The sequence below is a fragment of the Streptomyces sp. NPDC054887 genome (assembly GCF_053610585.1).
The window spans coordinates 1-17,399 of the sequence record NZ_JBSGYQ010000031.1; the positions used below are offsets into that span (position 1 = coordinate 1).

At 70.9% G+C, this 17,399-nt stretch carries 14 protein-coding genes; 13 read left to right on the forward strand and 1 reads right to left on the reverse strand.

All coding sequences use genetic code 11. The annotated features are described in order from the left end of the window. Window positions 1–75: 75 nt before the first annotated feature. On the reverse strand, window positions 76–2,355 hold the full coding sequence (locus tag ACWGH0_RS18765) for a catalase (protein ID WP_453405273.1): 2,280 nt from the start codon (window positions 2,353–2,355) through the stop codon (window positions 76–78). 329 nt (window positions 2,356–2,684) lie between these two features. Between ACWGH0_RS18765 and ACWGH0_RS18770 the strand changes: the two genes are divergently transcribed. From ACWGH0_RS18770 to ACWGH0_RS18830, 13 genes are all read left to right on the forward strand, one after another. After that, window positions 2,685–2,837: a hypothetical protein gene (locus ACWGH0_RS18770; RefSeq protein WP_453405274.1), complete on the forward strand. Its 153-nt coding sequence runs from the start codon at window positions 2,685–2,687 to the stop codon at window positions 2,835–2,837. A gap of 53 nt (window positions 2,838–2,890) precedes the next feature. Beyond that, complete coding sequence (gene hemA / locus ACWGH0_RS18775) at window positions 2,891–4,105, forward strand: 5-aminolevulinate synthase (RefSeq protein ID WP_453405275.1); 1,215 nt, start codon at window positions 2,891–2,893, stop codon at window positions 4,103–4,105. 47 nt (window positions 4,106–4,152) lie between these two features. After that, entirely contained in the window at window positions 4,153–5,007 is an 855-nt protein-coding gene (locus tag ACWGH0_RS18780) for a TauD/TfdA dioxygenase family protein (RefSeq protein WP_453405276.1), read from the forward strand. Continuing rightward, window positions 4,995–5,954: a 3-oxoacyl-ACP synthase III family protein gene (locus tag ACWGH0_RS18785; RefSeq protein ID WP_453405277.1), complete on the forward strand. Its 960-nt coding sequence runs from the start codon at window positions 4,995–4,997 to the stop codon at window positions 5,952–5,954. The genes ACWGH0_RS18780 and ACWGH0_RS18785 overlap by 13 nt, the downstream gene beginning before the upstream one ends. After that, window positions 5,951–7,162, forward strand: a complete 1,212-nt coding sequence (locus ACWGH0_RS18790; RefSeq protein WP_453405278.1) for an ATP-grasp domain-containing protein — start codon at window positions 5,951–5,953, stop codon at window positions 7,160–7,162. Before ACWGH0_RS18785 ends, ACWGH0_RS18790 begins: the two co-directional genes overlap by 4 nt. After that, a complete protein-coding gene (locus ACWGH0_RS18795) occupies window positions 7,159–8,286 on the forward strand; it encodes a zinc-binding dehydrogenase (RefSeq protein WP_453405279.1) in 1,128 nt (375 codons plus the stop codon). Before ACWGH0_RS18790 ends, ACWGH0_RS18795 begins: the two co-directional genes overlap by 4 nt. Next, window positions 8,205–8,759 (forward strand): hypothetical protein, encoded by a 555-nt coding sequence (locus ACWGH0_RS18800; RefSeq protein WP_453405280.1) that lies wholly within the window; start codon window positions 8,205–8,207, stop codon window positions 8,757–8,759. The genes ACWGH0_RS18795 and ACWGH0_RS18800 overlap by 82 nt, the downstream gene beginning before the upstream one ends. A gap of 9 nt (window positions 8,760–8,768) precedes the next feature. Then, a complete protein-coding gene (locus ACWGH0_RS18805; RefSeq protein WP_453405281.1) occupies window positions 8,769–10,013 on the forward strand; it encodes an aminotransferase-like domain-containing protein in 1,245 nt (414 codons plus the stop codon). Window positions 10,014–10,087: 74 nt separating this feature from the next. Next, the gene (locus ACWGH0_RS18810; RefSeq protein WP_453405282.1) at window positions 10,088–11,911 is read left to right on the forward strand and encodes a phenylacetate--CoA ligase family protein; all 1,824 of its coding nucleotides are present in this window, start codon (window positions 10,088–10,090) and stop codon (window positions 11,909–11,911) included. Further along, window positions 11,911–13,170 (forward strand): MFS transporter, encoded by a 1,260-nt coding sequence (locus tag ACWGH0_RS18815; protein ID WP_453405283.1) that lies wholly within the window; start codon window positions 11,911–11,913, stop codon window positions 13,168–13,170. The genes ACWGH0_RS18810 and ACWGH0_RS18815 overlap by 1 nt, the downstream gene beginning before the upstream one ends. Window positions 13,171–13,374: 204 nt before the next feature. Then, window positions 13,375–14,388, forward strand: a complete 1,014-nt coding sequence (locus ACWGH0_RS18820) for a helix-turn-helix transcriptional regulator (protein WP_453405284.1) — start codon at window positions 13,375–13,377, stop codon at window positions 14,386–14,388. A 553-nt stretch (window positions 14,389–14,941) separates the two neighbouring features. Next, complete coding sequence (locus ACWGH0_RS18825) at window positions 14,942–16,006, forward strand: DNA cytosine methyltransferase (RefSeq protein ID WP_453405285.1); 1,065 nt, start codon at window positions 14,942–14,944, stop codon at window positions 16,004–16,006. Between the two features lie 11 nt (window positions 16,007–16,017). Continuing rightward, window positions 16,018–17,382 (forward strand): DNA cytosine methyltransferase, encoded by a 1,365-nt coding sequence (locus ACWGH0_RS18830; RefSeq protein WP_453405286.1) that lies wholly within the window; start codon window positions 16,018–16,020, stop codon window positions 17,380–17,382. Window positions 17,383–17,399 lie beyond the last annotated feature (17 nt).

The following is a 17,399-nucleotide window of genomic DNA, read 5'->3' on the forward strand; positions in this document are numbered from 1 at the left end:
GCGGAAGGTCGCCCGCCGGCGGCGGCCCGGTGTCCGGACGTCACACAGCGGCGGTCGGAAGCTCCGACTCAGCCCTCACACGGAGATGGGGAACCGCTCCCAGACCCGGTGCTGCCCCAGCAACTGCGTGACCTGCCCCAGCACCGACGTGCCGTCGCCGGCCGTCACCACGCCCGGCGCGCCGACGGGAATCCCCGCGGACTCCAGGACCCGTTCGGCGCCCGCCCAGCCCCCGATGGCCTTGCCGTGCCGGAACGCCTCCAGCAGCATCAGCTGCACGCGCGGATCGGTCGCCGCCCCGGCCGGCGCCACCGCCTCGGCCGCCTTGGCGTCCCGCGCCCCGGAAGCGTCGCTCCCGATCCCGGGCACGCCCGCCACCAGGAGGGCGTCGTACTCGACCGACCGCGCGGTGACATACGTCCGCTGGACGGAGATCGGCTCGCCTCCGCCCTCCAGCTTGCCGCCCGCGGGGGCGATCACCAGGGGCACCATCCCGGCGTCCAGCACCGCCCGGCGTACGGCCCGTACCCCGTCGAGGTCGCCCTCGGCGTCCGTCAGGATGCCGATGACGCGTCCGTCCGGCGGCCAGGTCTTCCCGAGCTGGGACAGGGCCGGGCTCGGCTCGGGGGTCGTCAGCGCCACCGTGGCGGCGGGCGCGGGCAGGCCGAGGCCGAGCGCCACCTGCTCGCACAGCTCCGGGTCGATGTTGGCGAGCACCTTCAGCGCGCGTTCCTTGACGGCCTGCTCGTAGCACTTGTTCAGCTCGAAGGTGTACGCCGCGATGATGTGCTCGCGCTCGACGGGCGTCATGCTGAGCCAGAACAGCCGGGGCTGGCTGAAGTGGTCCGCGTAGGAGGCGGGCGCCTCGCGCACCTTCTTCGCCGCCGCCACCTCCTGGGGCACCTCGATGTACGCGCCGGTGTCCGCCCCCGCCAGGAACGGACAGCCGCCGTCCAGGGAGTTGGGCCGGTAGGGGGCCGCACCCCGGTGCACGGCCGTCTGGTGCATGCCGTCGCGCAGCATGTCGTTGACCGGCGCGTGCGTGCGGTTGATTGGGATCTGGGCGAAGTTGGGGCCGCCGAGACGGCTGATCTGGGTGTCCAGGTACGAGAAGAGGCGTCCGGCGAGCAGCGGATCGTCGGTGATGTCGATGCCCGGCACGAGATGCCCGGGGTGGAAGGCGACCTGCTCGGTCTCGGCGAAGAAGTTCGACGGATTGGCGTTGAGGGTCAGCAGCCCGATCGGCTGTACGGGCGCCAGCTCCTCCGGGACGATGTTCGTCGGGTCGAGCAGGTCGATGCCCTCGAACACCTGCTCAGGCGTGTCGGGGAAGGTCTGGACGCCGAGTTCCCACTGCGGGTACGCGCCGGCCTCGATCGCGTCGGCGAGGTCCCGGCGGTGGAAGTCCGGGTCCATGCCGTTGACGAGCTGCGCCTCTTCCCACACCAGCGAGTGCACGCCGAGCCGGGGCTTCCAGTGGAACTTCACCAGCGTGGTGGCGCCCTCGGCGTTGACCAGCCGGAAGGTGTGGACGCCGAAGCCCTCCATCATCCGGTACGAGCGCGGGATGCCCCGGTCCGACATGTTCCACAGGGTGTGGTGCGTGGCCTCGGTGTGCAGGGTGACGAAGTCCCAGAACGTGTCGTGCGCGCTCTGCGCCTGCGGGATCTCCCGGTCCGGGTGGGGCTTTCCGGCGTGGATGACGTCCGGGAACTTGATCGCGTCCTGGATGAAGAAGACCGGGATGTTGTTCGCGACCAGGTCGAAGGTCCCCTCCTCCGTGTAGAACTTCGTCGCGAACCCCCGGGTGTCCCGCACGGTGTCCGAGGAGCCGCGCGACCCGAGGACGGTCGAGAAACGTACGAACACCGGGGTCTCGACGCCCTTCGCCAGGAAGGCGGCCTTGGTGATCCGCGACGCGGTGCCGTAGCCCTGGAAGACGCCGTGCGCCCCGGCGCCGCGCGCGTGGACGACCCGCTCCGGGATGCGTTCGTGGTCGAAATGAGTGATCTTCTCGCGCAGGTGGTGGTCCTGGAGCAGGACCGGGCCCCGCGCCCCGGCCTTCAGGGAGTGGTCGGTGTCGTACAGCCGCGCGCCCTGGGCCGTGGTCAGGTACGCGCCCTGCTGAGCCAGGTCGGCCTGCGCGGCGCCGGTGGGGCTGCCGGTCGGTCCCACCGTCTCCGGACCCCGCTGGTCGGGCTTGGGCGGCAGCGGCTCCCTGACCGCGGTCGGCTCGTCGACCGGCGGTGTCTGCGCGCCGGGCCTCCCTGGGATGCCCTCCGGCGGACCGCCGTCGCCGCGCAGCGCGTCGACGGCCTTCTCCGCTGCCGCTTTCACCGGGTTCTTCTCGCTCATCTGTTCTCCAACCGTGTGGGGGGCGACGTCACAGCTATGACCCGCACCGCGGAAGAGGAAACGGTGCTCCGGACCGTGTGACCGCACGTACCGGGGCCTGTCGTGCCGCCCCGCCGGGTACCCGCCCGCCGGCCGGCCGAACCCGCGCGGCGCACGGCGCGGGAGGGTGGCCGGTTTTGCCCGACGACGGCCGTTTTTGCCCCTCCTTCAGGTCTCTGTGTTGCACGATCATGCTCCCGGTTCTCCCTTTCACCGCCCAAAAGCAGGACGCATGATTCATTTCGCGGGCCGGAACAGGTAGGCCCAGCAATAAGTGGGGGGATCCAGAAATGAACAAGAAGGCCGCGTTCCAGAGATTTATCGGCGCTCTCGCCGTGACCGTACTGACGCTTCTGGCGGTTTCCGTGGGGGCGGGAACCCCGGCAGCCCATGGGGAGTTCAGGGCGACGTCCTCCCTGGCCGACGATTCGCAGTGGGGATGATTTCCGCCCGACCGGCGACCCCCTTCGCACTCCATGCCGACAACAGGAGAGGTATGTCCGCCCCACCGCTTTCCATAGCATCGCCCACCGTCTTCGACGGAATGGGGGAAAAGCTCGCAGGTCTGAAGGAATCCGGGCTGTACCGGGAATTCACTCCGTGTTCGTATCTGGCCGAAGAGCCCGGGACCGCGCTCCACCGGGGCAGGCGCATCCAGGTCTGGTGCACCAACGACTACCTGGGGATGAGCCAGAACCCCCGGGTCATGGAGGCCCAGGTCGCGTCGACCCTCCTGCACGGAACGGGCAACGGCGGCTCGCGGAACATCGCGGGCACCAGCGAGGCCCACGTGGCGCTGGAGACCCGGCTGGCCGCCTGGCACCGCAAGCCGCGCGCCCTGGTGTTCACCAGCGGATACGTCGCGAACTTCGAGACGCTGACCACGCTGCTCCAGGCCGTGCCCGACATGGTGATCTTCTCCGACTCCCTCAACCACCGGTCGCTCATCGAGGGAATCCGGGCGACCAAGAACCGGAAGCACATCTTCCCGCACAGTGACGTGGCCGCGCTCGAGGAGCTGCTGTCGCAGTACGGGACCGAGCGCCCCAAACTGATCGTCTTCGAGTCCGTCTACTCGATGGACGGGGACATCGCCCCGATCGGCGAGATCTGCGACCTGGCCGAGCGGTACAACGCCATGACGTACCTGGACGAGACGCACGCGATCGGCGTCAACGGGCCCACCGGCGCCGGGATCTGCGAGCAGATCGGCGAGGAGCGCCCGACCTTCGTCCAGGGAGTGTTCGGCAAGGCCGTCGGCACCACGGGCGGATACGTCGCCGGGCCCGACGACGCCCTCGACTACGTGCGGTCGCACGCCCCCGGCTTCATCTTCACGACGACCATTCCGCGTTCGAGCCTGGACGCCACCCGCCAGAGCCTCGACGTCGTCCAGAGCGACGAAGGAACCGCACTGCGCCGGAGGCTGCGCGAGAACGCGGTGCGCATGCGGACCGCCCTGCACACCGCCGGCATCGACTTCATCGACGCCGAGAGCCACCTCGTCCCGGTACTGGTGCCCGGCGGCGAGCGGGTCAAGCGGGTCTCGCGGCGGCTGCTGGACGAGTTCGGCATCTACGTACAGCCCATCAACTACCCGTCGGTGGCCAAGGGCGGCGAGCGCTTCCGCGTGACCGTCGCGCCGTTCCGGACGCAGGAGCAGATCGACGCCTTCGTCCGCGCGCTGCGCACGTGCCTCGACGCCGCCTGAGCCCCCGCCCGCACCAGGAAACAGCACCGCTTTCAGGAGGAACCCCTATGCAGGTCAAGGAAATCACCCCCTTCATCGGCTCCGAGATGACGGACGTCACGTACGAGGACCTTCAGCGCCCCGAGGTGTTCTCGCAGCTCGTGGACCTCGTGCACCAGCGGGAGCTGGCCGTCGTCCGGGGGCTGGACATCACGCCGGAGCAGCAGATCGAGCTGGCCTCCCGGATCGGCAGGCCGGTCCCGTTCCTGATGGCCAAGTACCGGCACCCCCAGCACCCGGAGATCATGATCTCCTCGAACGCCATGCGGGCGAACCGCCCCGTCGGCGTGGCCCGGGTCGGCAACTTCTGGCACCAGGACTCCTCGTACATGAAGGACCCGGCCCCCTACACGATGCTGCACGGGGTCGATGTGCCGAGCACCAGCGGCCACACCCTGTACGCCAGTGCGCCGGACGTTTACGACCGGCTGCCGCAGGAGTGGAAAGAGAAGATCGCCGGCCGCACGGCGCTGCACACCGTGAGCAAGCGCCAGCGCATCTCCCCGGAGCACGTGGGGCTGTCCATCGCCGAACTCAAGGCGCTGGTGGAGATGGAGTACCCGCTGACCGAGCACCCGCTGGTGCGGCAGGACCCGGCCACCGGCCGCTCCTACCTGTACGGCGCGCCCGAGTACATGGACTCGGTCGTCGGCTTCGACGCGAACGAGAACGCCGCGTTCTTCGCCCTCGTCGACCGCCTGATCCAGGACCCCGAGCACGTCTACACCCACCGCTGGACGACCAACGACCTGGTGGTGTGGAAGACCGCGACGACGTACCACGCGGCGACCGCCATCGAGCCCGGCGCGACGCGGACCGTGCACCGGGTCAGCATCGAAGAGGACGGGCCGTGCCCGGCATAGTCGACTTCGACGTCTCCTTCCCGTCCGCGAGGGCGGACATCCGGGCCATGCACACGGCCTCCGGTGTCGCCCTCGCGGACCTGGCCCGGATCACGCACTGCGAGAGCTTCCCGGTCCTGGCGGAGGACGAGCAGGCGTGGGAACTGGCGCTGACCGCCGCCCGGTCGGTCCTGCGCAGGACGGGCGTCGACGTCTCCCGCGTCCGCCAGGTCGTCTACGCCGGGTCCGGGGAGTGGGACCGCCCGTTCTGGTCCCCCGCCGCGAAGGTCTCGGACCGGCTCGGCATACGGGACGCCCACTGCTTCGAGGTGGCGAACTTCTGCAACGCCGGCATGACGGCGCTCCGGCTGCTGTCCGCCGACGGGGCGCTGGAGGACGGCACGTACGCACTGGTCCTCGTCGGGGACCGGCTGAGCCGGATGGTGGACTACCGTGACCCGGATTCCAAGGCCCTGTTCAACTTCGGTGATGCGGCTGCGGCGGTACTGCTGGAAGGTGGTGACGGCCGTTTCCGCTTCCTCCACTCGGCCATGCGCACCGACGGCGGCTGGTCCGACTACTACGCGGGCGAACGGTCGGACGGCCGGGTCCTCATCCGCCGTGCGGCGCACCGCAAGGGCCTCGCGGACGCCTACGTACGCCACTTCACCTCGCTGGTCGACGAGACGCTGAGCGTCCTGGGCCGGAAGGCCGGCGACATCGACCACTTCCTGGTCAACCACGGCGACCGGGACATGCACCAGCGGCTGCTGGACGTCGTGGGCGTGCCGGCCGCGCGCAGCGTCTTCAACTACGACCGGCTGGCCCACATGGGCGGCGCGGACACCCTGATCGCGCTCCGGGACCTGGAGGACGCCGGCCGGCTGCGCCGCGGCGACCTGATCATGCTCGCCACCAGCGCGATGGGTTTCAGCTGGGGCATCACGACTTTGGAGTACCTCGGATGAAGATCCTCGTCATGCACCAGGTGCCGTACCGGAAGATCGCCTACCACCGGGGCATCGACCACGAGCGGCACACCGTGACCTACATCGGGCACCCGCACCGGATGGCCGACCTCCCCGCCGACCTGCCGTGCGAGCGGATCGTCCTCGACGCGGAGGACGACCTGGTGGACGGCGTCTGCTCGCGCACGTCCCCGGACGACGGCTTCGAGAAGGTGCTCGCGCTCTCCGAGTGCGGGATAGCGGAGGCCTGCCTCGTACGCCGCCACCTGGGCATCGGGGGACCCGATCCGGAGCGGGTCGAACTCGTACGGGACAAGGTGCGCATGAAGTCCGCCCTGGCGGGCTCCGGACTGCGCTTCCCGCGCTTCGTCGCGGAACCGACGCCGTGCCGGCCGCTGCCGTGGTCGGGCCGTACGGTGCTCAAGCCCCGGCAGGGCGCCTCCAGCGAGGGCGTCACCGTCCACGAGACGGCGCGCGAGGCGCTCAGCGCCTACCAGAAGCTCGCGGACCCCTCGGACTTCCAGCTGGAGGAGCACATCGAGGGTGACATCCTGCACGCCGACGGGCTGGTCGCGGACGGGCTGATCGTCGACCTGGCGGTGAGCCGGTACGTCAACAAGCCGGTCGAGTACGCCGACGGAACACCGCTCGGGTCGCACCAGGAGACGGTGTCCCCGGTGCAACGGGCCTTCGCCGAGAAGGTGGTGGAGGTCCTCGGCATCACGGAGGGCAGCCTCCACCTGGAGTTCTTCGAGACCGGCGACGCGGAGCCGGTCTTCCTCGAAGTGGCCAACCGGGTCGGTGGCGCGGCCGTGGTGCCGATGCACGAACGGCACACCGGCGTCCACCTGCCCTCGCACGAGATCGCCGTCCGGCTCGGCTTGGAACGGCCCCCAGTGGGCCGGCCCAGCGGGCGGTACCACGGCTGGATCGCCTTCCCCGGGCACCACCTGCCGGCCGGCGCGAAGCGGCGGACCGTACTGCCCGCCGGGCTGCGCGAGCACCCCTGCGTGGACCGCGTGCACGCACTTCCGGACGACCAGGAGACGCCCGGTCACATCACCTACCAGGAATGGGAGGTGCCGGTCTTCGTCGAGGCGTCGCACGAGGACTCCGCGCAGTTGCGGCGCTTCCTGACGGAGTGCGCCCACGGCGTCTCCGTGACGGCGTACCGCGAGGCCGGCACGGACACCCGGGAGGCGGCGTGAGCGCCCCGGCCCGTACGGCCCGCGCCTTCCAGCAGACGCGGCGGCCCCGGGGCATGCCGGTGCCGGAGGACTTCGCGGAGGTCGAGCTGGCCCTGCCGCCGGTGGCGGAGGGCAGCGCGCTCGTCGAGAACCTGTGGCTCTCGGTCGACCCGTACATGCGCGAGTGCATGGACGCCGAGTGGGAACTCGGCGCCCCGCTGGAGGGGCGCGCCGTCGGCCGCGTGGTCGAGTCCCGGAGCCCCGGGCTGCCGGTCGGTTCGCTGCTCTTCCACCGCGACGGCTGGCGGACGCACACCGTCCTGACGGCCGCCGACGCCCGGGTCCTGCCCCGGTACGAGGGCATCGCGCCGGAGACGTTCCTCGGCCTCCTCGGCGGCACCGGCCTGACGGCGTACGTCGCCCTGACCCGCATCGCGGAACTGCGCGAGGGAGAGACGGTCTACGTCTCCGCCGCCGCCGGCGGTGTCGGCACGGCCGCCGGGCAGCTGGCCCGGCTGCTCGGCGCCGGACGGGTGATCGGCAGCGCCGGTTCGCCGGCCAAGGTCCGGCTCCTGACGCGGGACCTCGGGTACGACAGCGCCTTCGACCACCGCGCGGGGCCTTCGATCGGCGCGCAGTTGGCGGACGCGGCGCCGGACGGCATCGACGTGTACGTCGACAACGTGGGCGGCGGGCATCTGGAGGCGGCCATCGGCGCGATGCGGGAGTTCGGACGCATCGCGTGGTGCGGCGCGATCGCGCAGTACAACTCCGGGTCCGCCCCGGCCGCGCCGCGCAACCTGTTCGACCTGGTGGAGAAGAGCGTCCGTCTCGAAGGGTTCCTCGTCTCCCACCACCGCGCGGTGCAGGAGGAACTGGAGGCGTTCCTGGTGCCGCACCTGCGCGCCGGGCGGATCACCGACCGCCTCAGTGTGTCCCACGGCTTCGACCGGACCGTCGACGCGTTCCTGGGGATGCTGCGCGGAGAGAACACGGGGAAGGCGGTCGTGCGGCTGGGCGGCGCCGCCATGGAGGACGCCGCCCGGGAAGCAGGGGAAGCGCCATGCCGTCCATTCACTGGGGACTGCACATCAGCACCGTCCGGCTCGGCGCCTCCCACCGCGTCTGCGCCGTCTGGAGGGTGAGCGGACCGGCCGATCCGCGCCACCCCTGCGAGTTCCCCGGAGCCCTGCTGCTCTCCCGCCGCGGCGCGGAGCAGGACTGGGCGGTCGAGACGACGCTGGCCGCACTGGACGCCCAGCCCCTCGGTGACGGCCCGGCCTGCGCGACGCTCACGACGACCGCCCAGGGCATCGAACTCGTCTCCCTGCGACCGGGGCTGTGCGCCGTCGAACTGCGGCAGCTCTCCCGCACCGCACTGGGCGAGGACCACGACGGCTGGGCGCGCCTGTCCCGCGAGGACCCGGCCGCCTTCCACGCCTCGGCCGCTTCCCCGTACGTGGCCCGCCGGCAGGCCGCGGTCCTCCTCACCCGGGAGCCGGACGGCCGGCGCGGCCACCGCCGGGTGGTGCACGAACGGCAGGCCGAGGTCCTGCGCGACTACACCGCGGCCCTCGTCGCCACCGCCGAGGCCAAGAAGACCACCGACCCACCCTAGGAGTACCTGATGCGCCTGCCCTCGGAGTCACCGCAGCTTCAGCCGCCGGCCGGGCCGGACCCCTGGGACCGGCACTTCTCGGACAGCGCCCGGCACATGGTCCCCTCCGAGGTCCGCTCCCTGTTCAGCGTCGCCGCCGACCCGGGCATCGTGTCGCTGGCCGGCGGCATGCCGGACGTCGCCGCCCTCCCCCTGGACACCATCGCCTCACTGACGGCCGAGGTGGTGCGGGACAGCGGTACGACGGCCCTCCAGTACGGGACGGCGCAGGGCGACCCGGGGCTCCGGCAGCGGATCTGCGAGGTCATGGCGGTCGAGGGCATCTCGGCCCGGCCGGACGAGGTCATGGTCACGGTGGGCTCCCAGCAGGCGCTGGACCTGGTCACCCGGGTCCTCCTCGACCCCGGGGACACCGTGGTCGCCGAGGGCCCCACCTACGTCACGGCGCTCGGCGCCTTCAGGGCCGCCCGGGCCCGCGTCGTCCACGTGGGCATGGACCGGGCCGGGACCGTCCCGGAAGAACTGGCCGCCGTCCTCGCCCGCCAGGCGGCCGAGGGACGCCCGGCGAAGTTCTTCTACACCGTCCCCACCTTCCAGAACCCGACCGGCATCCGGCTCGCCGCCGGCCGCCGGCAGCGGATTCTGGACGTCTGCCGGGCGGCCGGCGTGATCGTGGTGGAGGACAACCCGTACGGACTGCTCCACTACGACGACGAACCGTCCCGCGCGCTGTGCGCCGACGACCCCGGCAACGTCGTGTACCTGGGGTCCTTCTCCAAGACACTGGCCCCCGGTCTGCGGGTCGGCTGGGTCCGGGCGCCCGGCCCGCTGACCCGCAAGCTGGTGCTCGCGGCGGAGGGCGCGATGCTCTCCCACTCACCGCTCGCCCAGCTGACGGTGGACCGATACCTGCGCACCCAGCCGTGGCGGGAACGGCTCGGCGACTTCCGCGCGCGCTACCGGGAGCGGCGCGACGCCATGCTCCGCGCGCTCGCCGCCCACATGCCCCCGGGCGTCTCGTGGACCATCCCGGACGGCGGCTTCTTCGTCTGGCTCACGCTGCCCGACGGCGTCGACTCCCGGGAGCTGCTGCGGCGGGCGCTGGCAGCCGGCGTCGCCTTCGTCCCCGGCACCGGCTTCTACGCGGACGGCCGCGGCGCCCACCAGGCACGGCTCTCCTTCTCGTACCCCTCACCGGCGGACGTCGCGGAGGGAGTGCGCCGCCTCGCGCACGTGATCGGCGCACAGCGCTGACCCGACAGCACCACGGCCCGCCCGACAACGCAGCCGCCCGACCACCCCGACCGACCTGGACCGAGGACACATTGATGAGGACCTACCCCACCGACCTGCTGCTCGCCGTCGAGCACGTGGAGCGCTCGCTGCGCGACGGCGGCTTCGCCTCCCTGCGCACCGCCCTGGCCGAGGCCGGAGTCGCGGATCCGCTGCGCCGTTTCGACAGCGAGCAGCTCCTGGCGGGCCTCGACGGCCTTCTCGAAGGCGTCAGCCAGTACCCGTGGCAGCCGCTGACCGACACCAACGACGTGCTGGAGACCCGGCCGGTGGGCGCCGTGCTCCTCGACGACCGGCGGGCCGAGGCGACGCTGCGCGGACTGCTGCTCGCCTGGGCACTGGGCAACGAGGTGACCGTACGCTCGGAGCGGCCGCGCCTGTGGACCCTGGTGATGGAGGCCCTGCGGGCCGCACGGGTGCCCCTCCCCGGCGGCCGGGTCGTGACACCGGGCGCCGAGGCGTCCGGGGTCGCGGTGGACGTTCCGGCGCTGCCCCTGGACGCGGCGCTCTCCCTGGACTGCCGGGCGCCCTGGGCGCACCGGCTGCTGGACCGCCGTCACCTGCCCGGACGTACGCTCTCCCAGGTCCGCGACGCCGACACGGCGGAGCGCGACAACCGGCTGACGGCCAGGCTCCGTTACCTCGTCTCCCGCGCGCGGCGCGCACCGTACTACGCGGACCTGCCCGACGTGACGGCGCTGTCCGACCTCGCCGCACTGCCCGTCCTGGACAAGTCCGCGCTGGAGGCGAACTCGCTGCCGGCCGGCCGCATGCTGTGCAGCGGCGACGCGCCCACCGGCGAGGTGCTGCGCTCCGGCGCGACCGGCGGCCACCCCCGCTACATCGTCTACGCGCGCGCCGACTGGGAGAACATGGTCCGCGAGGCCGTGCCGATGCTGTACGGCCTGGGCGTCGAACCGGGCGACCGTATCGTCAACACGCTGTTCGGCGGCGGCATGTACGGCGGTCTCACCACCACCTTCAGCGAGTTCTCCCGCATGCCGGTGGAGTGCTACTCGACCGGCCAGTTCGTGACCGTCGACGACCTCCTGATGCTCACCAGGAGCTTCGGCGCCAACGTGATCCTCGGCATGCCGGCCCTGATTCTGCCGCTGCTGCGCGACGCCAAGAAGCGCTTCCCGCGGCTGCGCGTCGAGAAGGTCCTGTACGGCGGCACGCCGATGACCGAGAGCGACAAGCAGTGGCTGCGGGAAGAACTGGGGGCCCGCGTGGTCACCAGCGTCCTCGCCGCCAACGACGGCGCCCAGCTCGGCCACCAGTGCCCTTCCCTCGGCGGCACGCTGCACCACGTCAACGACGACTACACGCTCATCGAAGTGGTGGACGAGGACGGGCGGCCGGTCCCCGACGGCGCCGCCGGAGAACTGCTCGTCACGACCCTGCAGAAGTTCGAAGGACCGCTGATCCGCTACCGCATCGGCGACACGGGCCGCGTCTTCGAGCACACCTGCGCCTGCGGGGCGAGCGGCCGGGTGCTGGAGTACCTGGGCCGGTCGGACGGCCTGATCCGCTTCAAGGGCGAGACGGTCCTGTACGGCGAGGTGTTCGGCGCGCTCGCCGCCTTCCGCGTGTCGCAGCTCCAGATCGAGGTGCTCTCCGAGGGCAGCAAGGAGGTGCTGGTCGTCCGCACCGAGGCTCCCGTTCCGCCGGACCCGGAACTCGTGCGTGAGCTGCTGGTCTCCGAGTTCGACGTGCTGGGCGCCTACCAGGACTTCGACGCCGCCCTCGACGTGTACGAGCTCAGGGTGGAGAGCCTCGCGGAGGGCGAGCTGCCCCGCAACGAGGTCAGCGGCAAGGTCCGCACGGTCGTCGACCGCAGGCTGGAGGTGGCGGCGTGATGCTCCGTCACGACCGGTTCGCGCGCACGATGCTGGGCGCGATCGCCGTGTCCAGCGTCGGCATCGGCGTCCACACCCTGGCGATGGGACAGCTGCTCTACGGCCGTACGGGCTCCCCCGCCGCCTTCGCCCTCGTCCTCACCCTCCAGGGAGTGGCCGCCTTCTGCGTGCTGCCGGTGTGCGGTCCACTGGTGGACGCCCTCAACTCCAAGTGGGTGTACGCGTTGTGCGGCCTCGGCCGGGCGGCCACGGTCCTGGGGATCGTGGCGGTCGCGGGAACGGCCGGGCAGGGGGCCGTCCCCTGGATCATGGGAGCGGCCGTACTGCTGGCCGTGTTCGACAACGTCGAGCGCTCGGCGCTGTTCAAGCTGACCGCACACCATGTGGACCAGACGCACATCGCGCGGTTCAACAGCATGGTCGGCGTCGCCTTCCAGGCCGGCGCGCTGAGCGGGATGGCGCTGCTGGGGCTCATCCTGACCTGGGGAACCGCCGAACAGGCGCTGCTGGTCGACGTGGCGATGGCCCTGTGCTGCGCGCTCGCGGTGAGCCGGATGCGGCTTACGGCGGACGAGAACAACCCCGCCTTCTCCGCCCGCATGCTGGCCACGGCGGCGGCGGCCACAGTCGGGGAGTGGCGGCGCATGCTCCTTCGCTACCGGGGCGACAGGGCCGTGTTCGTCATGATCGCCCTGTGTGCCGGCGACTTCGTCTTCGCCCACGGGCTCAGCACCCTGGTCGTTCCGCTCGCCGACGACTACGCGGGGGGCGCCGGCTGGTACATCGCGGCCCTGGAAGGCACCTTCGCCGTCGGCATGATCAGCGCGTCGTTCTTCACGGCCCGCCTGGTCTCCCAGCGGCTGCTCCCCCTGTGGCTGCTGTGCCAGGCCGGCGGGGCGGGTCTGCTCGCGATCGGCTCGTCCGGCGTCGTGCACTTCGCCGCCTTCTTCCTCGTCGGCTTCGCCAACCTCAACAGCCTCACGTGGCTCCTCACCTCGCTCCAGCAGCGTGCCGACGACGGCGACAAGGGCAAGATGGCCTCGCTGCGGCTGCTCGCGATCGGCCTCGGCACGGCGGCGCTGATGCCCCTGGTCGGAGGCTTCGCGGGGGTCTCCCTCACGGCCGGCTTCGGCAGCCTCGCAGTCGTCATGGCCGGGTTCGCGGTGCTCGGCGCCTGGGTGGCGCGGGCCTATACATTCCGGCCCGACCGGCCGAAAATGGATGCCGCCCCGACCGAGGCCGCCGTACCCGTGCCGTAGTCCCACGGGCACCACCGGACACCCGGCTCCGGCCGCATCGCACGGCCGGATGCTTGCGGCCGGAACTCGCCCTATCAGTAGCGGCATCAGCTGACAATGCCCCACATTGTGGCACTTATCACTCAATCTCCGTACCACCTACCATGGAGCGAATCGCGCGGCCACGACCAGGTCGTTCGGCACGAGGCCATGGGGACGCAGGGGATGTGCACAGAGACAGCCACGGGCGACGACCGGGCACCGGGCGTCTGTGAAGAGGGGCTGGCCTTCTACGCGGACGTACTGCTGTCACCGTCCCCCGAGCAGGACTGCCCCCGGTGCCTCGTCGCACTGGGGGTCGTGCAGCGGACCGACGACGGCGGCTGGGCCGCCACCCCTCCCGGTCTGGCCGCGAACGCGCTGATGCGCCCGCTGGAACGAGCCATCGAGGAGAAGCAGCGCGCCCTCGCGGTGGCGCGCGTCTCCATCCAGCGGCTGGAGGAGATCTACCGCGCCGGGCACCAGGGCGAGGGCGGTACGGCGGTCCGCGTCATCAGCGGCGCCGACGTGATCAGCTCCACCCTGTCCTCGGCCGTGCTGTCCTGCCGGGAGGAACTGCTGACGGCCCAGCCGGGCGGCGGGCGCCCGCAGGAACTGCTGGAGAAAGCCCTGGCCAGCGACCTGGAGGCGCTGCGGCGCGGCGTCCGCCAACGCACGATCTACCAGCACACCGTCCGCTCCCACGGCCCCACGCTCTCCTACGTGGAGCAGGTCTGCGCGGCCGGCGCGGAGGTGAGCACGCTGGACGAGGTGTTCGACCGGCTCATCGTCTGCGACCGCAGGATCGCCTTCGTGCCCGACCCCGGGGAGGAACGGCGCCAGGTCGCCCTGGCCATCGAGCATCCCGGCATGATCCGCTACCTCGTCGGCCTCTTCGAGCACTCCTGGGACCGGGCCACCCCCCTGCGGCACAACCCGCGCGAGCACCGCCCGCCGCTGCTCACCGATCAGACCCGGCGCGCGATCCTCCAGCTCATGGTGAACGGCTACACCGACCAGGCCATCGCCGGACGCCTGGGCATGAGCACCAGGACCGTCGCCTCCCACGTCAGCAAGGCGTCGGAACTCCTGGGCAGCCGCAGCCGCGCGCAACTCGCCTACCTGGTGGCCAAAACCGGCATCCTCGACGACGACCTCCCCGACGGACCCCCTAACACCCCGGGGACCCCCGCCCCCTGACGCCCCTGGACCCCCGGCCCGCCGACCGATCCCCGCATCCTGACGCACCGGCCGCCCCTCACCGAGCGCTACCCACGTCCGGGCAGCCGGGCCCCCGGGTCGTCCGGAGAAAAGCAAAAGCCCCAGGTCACGGCGAGTGAGTCCTGGGGCTTCCACAGAGCCGCCTTCGGGATTCGAACCCGAGACCTACGCATTACGAGGCCCCACAAGATCATCCCGGGTGGTGCTGGACGGCGCCACAGAATTCCGTGCCCGCAGGTCAGAGACACCCAACTGCGATCACTATGACGCGGGATCCACCCTTGTGCCACCCAATCCGCTCATGCAGCGCTCACGCACGGCGGCCCGGGGCATGACAACGGGCGACTGCTGATGCGGCAATGCCCGCCTCCATCGCCGGTACGGCCCGGCCGACAGGATCCGGAGCGGCAGCGCTCGGCCCCGTGATGGAATTCGCCACGACAGCCGTAATCCGGCGGCTCGACGCTACGGACTCGTCTGTCGTCGGGAGCGAGCCACGATCGTGAGGCCGGAGCATGAAGCACTGGATGACGTGGCTCTCCGTATCGCCGGCGGCGGTGGAGCCGGCGGAGGGTCCAGCTGGGACGGGGGAGGAATCGTTGAACGAGCTGAGCTTTGTCGACGTCTGCTCGGGGGGGGGGGGGCAGGGGGGCTCGCCCTGGGGCTGGGACAAGCAGCTTTCACGCCTCGGCTCCTCCTGGACAACGAGCCCTCTGCCTGCGACACGCTCAAGGCCAACCGGCCGCTTTGGAACGTGCTGAAAGCGGACCTTCTCGACTTCGACCCCGTGGACCATCCCGAGGTGTACGACGTCGATCTGCTGACAGCCAGCCTCCCCAGGGTGAGGTCGAGCGCGACGACGCCTCGGTCGAACGCCGAATTGCGCCTCATTGAGGCGACCGCCTGTCTGGTCCACGCCGTCCAGCCACGTGCACTGATCATCGAGAACGTGCCCGCCCTGGTCGAGGAGGGCTCACTGGCGTCGATACGGGACTTCCTCCGCGAAGAGCTGGGGCACCTCGGCTACGCACTGACCTGGTTCATCCTGAACGCTTCCGACTTCGGAGTGCCCCAGCACCGCTTGCACGGCATCGTCGTGGCCGTCAAGCAGCAGTGGGCCGGTGCCTTCCGACCGCCCCGACCCAGCGTCCACCAGCACGTGTCGGTCGGGGAGGCGCTGGCGCCGTCGATGCGTTCCTGCGGCTGGCCGGACGCCGACCGTGGGCGGCGCAGGCGACGAGCGTGGCACCTACCTTGGTGGGTGGATCCAAGACGCACGGCGGCCCCGACTTCGGACCCGAGCGGTACGAAGGCCAGGTGGCGACGGATGGGGGTCTACACGAAGTCGTTCGGAAACGAACCGCCCGGCCCCGACTTCACATGGGTTCCGTCACTCGGTGACGACGGACTGGTACGGATCACGGTGGACCAGGCCGCCCTTCTCCAAGCCTTCCCTGAAGCGTGGCGGATCTGCGGCCTCAAGACCGCCCGGTACCGCCAGATCGGGCACGCGACCCCGCCGCCGGTCGGAGAGGCGCTGGGACGGGCCGTCGCCGAGGCGTTGAGCGGGGATCCGCGAGGGCCCGCGGCCGGCTAGACTTCCGCCACATGACCAGCTCGGCGCACCATCAGCCCATCCTCGACAAACCCTTTGTCCTGGACCTCTTCGCAGGACCCGGAGGGCTGGATGTCGCTGGGCAGGTGCTCGACATCCCGAGTCTCGGCATCGAGTGGGACAGAAGTGCGTGCCTCACGCGATACGCGGCTGGGCTGGACACCCTTCACGCCGACGTGAGCGCGGTACGCAGGGATTCCTTCGAGTCCCTGCCGCCGGAGATCAACGTGCTCGCAGGTGGCCCTCCGTGCCAGACCTACTCGGTGGCCGGGCACGGCGCCGGACGCCAGGCCTTGGACCGGGTCAAGGGGTACATCGAGCGGCTGATGGCGGGTGAGCCCGACCAGGAGATAGACGAGGACCTTAAAACTCTCCCCGATCCGCGCACCGCGTTGGTACTCGAACCTCTCCGATACGCCATTCAGGCGACCAGGAGCCCGAATCGGGAGCACCGCCCGTACGACGTCATCGTCCTGGAGCAGGTACGTGAGGTCGAGGCGCTCTGGACGCACTATGCCAAGGTGCTGGAGGAGACGGGGCTACCCGACGGGACCAAGTACAAAGTCGTCGTCGATGTCCTCGACACCGAGACCTACGGGGTTCCGCAGACGCGATCCCGCGCGGTGCTGATCGCTCGGCGTGAAGGACTCGGCGAGCCCTCGCTTCCCGCGCCGACTCACCTTTCCTACGACGCCAAGGAATGGAACCGAAGGAACGGGAAGAACGAACACGACCAGGCCGCGGGCCAGGTCCACCAGGCCACCCTCTACGAGGGCACCAAGCCGGAGAGCGATGAACACCAGGCAACAAGCGACGAGGTGCGGCACTCCTGGAGATCCATGGGTGATGCCCTCGCCAACCAGGGGCGCCGCACTCCGTTCCTGGTTCGCTCGAACTACGGCAGCTCTAGCCACCCGGGACGACGAGGTGTACGCAGCGACCAGCAGCCTGCTTTCACCGTCACCGGCAAAATCAGCCGCTTCGTGGTCTTCCAGCACCTCGACGAGAACATCGTCTACGAGGGCGCGCGGTTCAGCATGAACGAGGCCGGATTGCTGCAGAGCTTCCCGCCGGACTATCCGTGGTCCGGTACGGCGCAGGCTCAGCAGGTGGGCAACGCGGTACCGCCCCTGTTCGGTGCACACCTCCTGAGCGCCGCTCTGGGCCTCTCCAAGCCGGACCCGGAGTCATTGCGGAAGCCGTGGCAGCCAGCCACGGAGGACCAGCGGGCCAAGCTGCGGAGCAACGGCTGCGGTGCCGCCGACGCCTGCACCGACGGGTGCCCGCGCCCTAGAGACCAGGTGCCGCCCCCTTCCTCCGTGCGCCCTCGTAAGAGCAAGAAGGCGGCGGCGAACTAGCCCGAGCACGGCCCAGG

Excerpts from the sequence above, each read along its gene's own strand:
- ACWGH0_RS18790 (WP_453405278.1), top strand. The coding sequence starts at position 5,951 with ATGAAGATCCTCGTCATGCACCAGGTGCCGTACCGGAAGATCGCCTAC.
- ACWGH0_RS18810 (WP_453405282.1), top strand. The coding sequence starts at position 10,088 with ATGAGGACCTACCCCACCGACCTGCTGCTCGCCGTCGAGCACGTGGAG.
- ACWGH0_RS18780 (WP_453405276.1), top strand. The coding sequence starts at position 4,153 with ATGCAGGTCAAGGAAATCACCCCCTTCATCGGCTCCGAGATGACGGAC.
- ACWGH0_RS18830 (WP_453405286.1), top strand. The coding sequence starts at position 16,018 with ATGACCAGCTCGGCGCACCATCAGCCCATCCTCGACAAACCCTTTGTC.
- ACWGH0_RS18815 (WP_453405283.1), top strand. The coding sequence starts at position 11,911 with ATGCTCCGTCACGACCGGTTCGCGCGCACGATGCTGGGCGCGATCGCC.
- ACWGH0_RS18820 (WP_453405284.1), top strand. The coding sequence starts at position 13,375 with ATGTGCACAGAGACAGCCACGGGCGACGACCGGGCACCGGGCGTCTGT.
- hemA (WP_453405275.1), top strand. The coding sequence starts at position 2,891 with ATGTCCGCCCCACCGCTTTCCATAGCATCGCCCACCGTCTTCGACGGA.
- ACWGH0_RS18805 (WP_453405281.1), top strand. The coding sequence starts at position 8,769 with ATGCGCCTGCCCTCGGAGTCACCGCAGCTTCAGCCGCCGGCCGGGCCG.
- ACWGH0_RS18765 (WP_453405273.1), bottom strand. The coding sequence starts at position 2,355 with ATGAGCGAGAAGAACCCGGTGAAAGCGGCAGCGGAGAAGGCCGTCGAC.
- ACWGH0_RS18770 (WP_453405274.1), top strand. The coding sequence starts at position 2,685 with ATGAACAAGAAGGCCGCGTTCCAGAGATTTATCGGCGCTCTCGCCGTG.
- ACWGH0_RS18800 (WP_453405280.1), top strand. The coding sequence starts at position 8,205 with ATGCCGTCCATTCACTGGGGACTGCACATCAGCACCGTCCGGCTCGGC.